Source organism: Enterovirga sp., from assembly GCF_035325185.1.
GTDB lineage: Bacteria > Pseudomonadota > Alphaproteobacteria > Rhizobiales > Beijerinckiaceae > Enterovirga.
This window is the reverse complement of record NZ_DAOLAJ010000170.1, coordinates 1-2,918: the sequence shown is the minus strand read 5'-3', so window position 1 is coordinate 2,918 and position 2,918 is coordinate 1. Positions and strand designations below refer to the sequence as shown.

Annotated in this window: 2 protein-coding genes and 1 pseudogene; all 3 read left to right on the top strand. The window is 59.8% G+C overall.

The features are described from left to right. Positions 1-774, top strand: a 774-nt coding sequence (locus PKD06_RS18655) for a class I SAM-dependent methyltransferase (protein ID WP_324382793.1), incomplete at its 5' end; no start/stop codon positions are given. Positions 775-1,022: 248 nt separating this feature from the next. Continuing rightward, positions 1,023-1,283, top strand: a complete 261-nt coding sequence (locus PKD06_RS18650; RefSeq protein WP_324382791.1) for a hypothetical protein — start codon at positions 1,023-1,025, stop codon at positions 1,281-1,283. 162 nt (positions 1,284-1,445) lie between these two features. Beyond that, a pseudogene (gene aceE, locus PKD06_RS18645) lies at positions 1,446-2,918 on the top strand (pyruvate dehydrogenase (acetyl-transferring), homodimeric type); the annotation flags it as partial.

Sequence of the window (2,918 nt, the reverse complement as noted above, 5' to 3'; positions counted from 1 at the left end):
GATATCGGGCTGCGGCTTTTTCAACACCCTGCTAGCCGAAACTGGAGTTACGCCATGGATGAAGAAAAATTGAAATCCTTGATCAGTAGCGCAATCGATGAACGCTTGAATGCTTTCTTCGGGCTTCGTGGTGCCCGGCTCGATGGTGGCGATCTGAACAAATTCTTGAGGTTGGCGGCGGCCGCCGATTCCGCCGATTACGCTCTGAAGAACCTTTCATCATCCATGACGTTCAACAACGCCAAGGATCTTCTTACTTACGCGGTAAAGAACGTAACTTTTCCTGGATTAATGCTTGAATTCGGTGTTGCGTCAGGCTCTACGATCAACCATATCGCCTCCCTGCTTTCCTCAACCGTCTACGGCTTTGACAGTTTCGAGGGATTGCCCGAGGATTGGCGCCCTGATTTCAAGAAGGGCGCATTCGCCCGGCAGGCACCGGAGGTTCGGGCTAATGTCGAATTGGTCACGGGCTATTTCGATGCCTCTCTTCCGAGCTTTCTAAGCAGGCATGCAGAGGAGATTTCGTTCTTACATATCGACTGTGACCTCTATTCGTCGACAAAGACTGTATTAGACCTCTGTCGCTATAGGTTAAGGCCAGGAACGATCGTTGTTTTTGATGAATACTTTAATTACGTAGGCTGGCGCGAGCATGAATATAAGGCATTCAAGGAATTAATGATGAATCTTAATTCGTCTGATAAAATTTCTGGCTACGAATACATCGGCTACGTGCCCACACATCAACAGGTAGCAGTGAGGCTTCACTGATGCGGGACCCTCGCAAGTGAGCCAAATTGGAGCCGGAATTAATTTATGGTTAGCGGAAAGCGAGGAACCCGTCCTCCTGTCTACGGGCATAAAATGTGAAGTCATCGCGGAAGGGCTTCGGTCGACAAGGTTGCGGTAAATCCCGTCCTAGAGGCTGGTGAAAAAGCCATGGCGGCCCGTCATTCCGAAGTCTTCCTGAAGTCCCTCTCATCCCCATGAAGTTGAGCCGTGCAGGTCTCGCTTTCTGCATGGTCTATGTGCTCGCCTCCGTGGCGATCTGGGTCTATGCGAGCAACCGGGTTGGAGACCCAAAGGGCACATTCGTGCTCAAGCAGCTCCCGGTCGCTTTCGCGGCTGCCGCAGCCGAGAAGCTCGGGCTATTCCCACTCATGGAGCAGCTGCCCGGTCTGGTGGTATGGGCGATGCTGTTTTTGCCGACAGTTGCCGTGATCTATTGCATCGGCTGGGCGGTAGGGTGGTTCTTCGACGACTTGAAGAACCGCGGATAGTTGGCCTTTTTCACGCCCCCGCTCAGCTCGAAGGCAGGGGAATAAAGGCAAGTTCCCCAGAGCCCAAGTTCTCTGCGTTTCGAGCGGAATCCCGGTTGCGTCCCCCCGCGCGCCGCGTCCATAAGCATGCAACGAGACAGACAGGCCCTTAAGGGAGGGAACATGGATCAGGCGCGCGATACGGATCCTGCCGAGACGCGGGAATGGCTGGATTCGCTCGACGGCGTGATCGAGGTCGAGGGTCCCGAGCGGGCGCATTTCCTTCTGGGCCAGGTGATCGACGAGGCGCGTCGGCGCGGGGCGCCGGTGCCGTTCTCGGCCAACACGCCCTATCTGAACACGATCCCGGTCGAGAAGCAGCCGCACCATCCGGGCGACCGGACGATCGAGCACAAGATCCGCTCGATCATCCGCTGGAACGCGATGGCGATCGTGCTGCGGGCGAACAAGGTCTCCTCGGAACTGGGCGGCCATATCGCGAGCTTCCAGTCCTCGGCGCTCCTCTACGACACGGGCTTCCAGCATTTCTGGCACGCGCCGAGCGAGAATCACGGCGGCGACCTGATCTATATCCAGGGCCACGTCTCGCCGGGCATCTATGCGCGCTCCTTCGTCGAGGGCCGGCTCTCCGAGGAGCAGCTCCTGGAGTTCCGCCAGGAGGTGGGCGGCAAGGGGATCCCGTCCTATCCGCATCCCTGGCTGATGCCCGATTACTGGCAGTTCCCGACCGTCTCGATGGGCCTCGGGCCGCTGATGGCGATCTACCAGGCGCGGTTCCTCAAATACGTCCATAACCGCGGCTTCGCGGATACCGCGAACCGCAAGGTCTGGGCGCTTCTCGGCGATGGGGAGATGGACGAGCCGGAATCGACCGGCGCGATCTCGCTGGCCTCCCGCGAGCATCTCGACAACCTGATCTTCATCATCAACTGCAACCTGCAACGCCTCGACGGGCCGGTGCGCGGCAACGGCAAGGTGATCCAGGAACTGGAGGCCCAGTTCAAGGGCGCGGGCTGGAACGTCATCAAGGTGATCTGGGGCTCGGGCTGGGACCAGCTCCTCGCCGCCGACACGAGCGGCGCGCTCCTCAAGCTGATGACCGAGACGGTCGACGGCGAATACCAGGACTTCAAGTCGAAGAACGGCGCCTATGTGCGCGAACATTTCTTCGGCAAGAGGCCCGAGACGGCGGCCATGGTGAAGGACTGGACGGACGACCAGATCTGGGCGCTCGTTCGCGGCGGGCATGATCCGCTCAAGGTCTATGCCGCCTACAAGGCCGCGACCGAGCACAAGGGCCAGCCGACCGTCATCCTCGCCAAGACCGTCAAGGGCTACGGCATGGGCGAGGCCGGTGAAGGCCAGAACATCACCCATCAGCAGAAGAAGATGGGCGAGACGTCGCTGCGCGAGTTCCGCGACCGCTTCCAGCTTCCGATCTCCGACGAGAAGCTGGCCGAGGTGCCCTTCATCCGCTTCGAGGAGGGCTCGCCCGAGCTGACCTATCTGCGCCAGCGCCGCGCGGCGCTCGGCGGCGCGCTGCCGGCCCGGCAGCGCCAGTCGCAGGCGCTGGAGGTTCCTCCGCTCTCGGCCTTCGACGCGCAGCTCAAGGATACGGGCGGGCGCACGATCTCC

Excerpts from the sequence above, each read along its gene's own strand:
- PKD06_RS18650 (WP_324382791.1), top strand. The coding sequence starts at position 1,023 with ATGGTCTATGTGCTCGCCTCCGTGGCGATCTGGGTCTATGCGAGCAAC.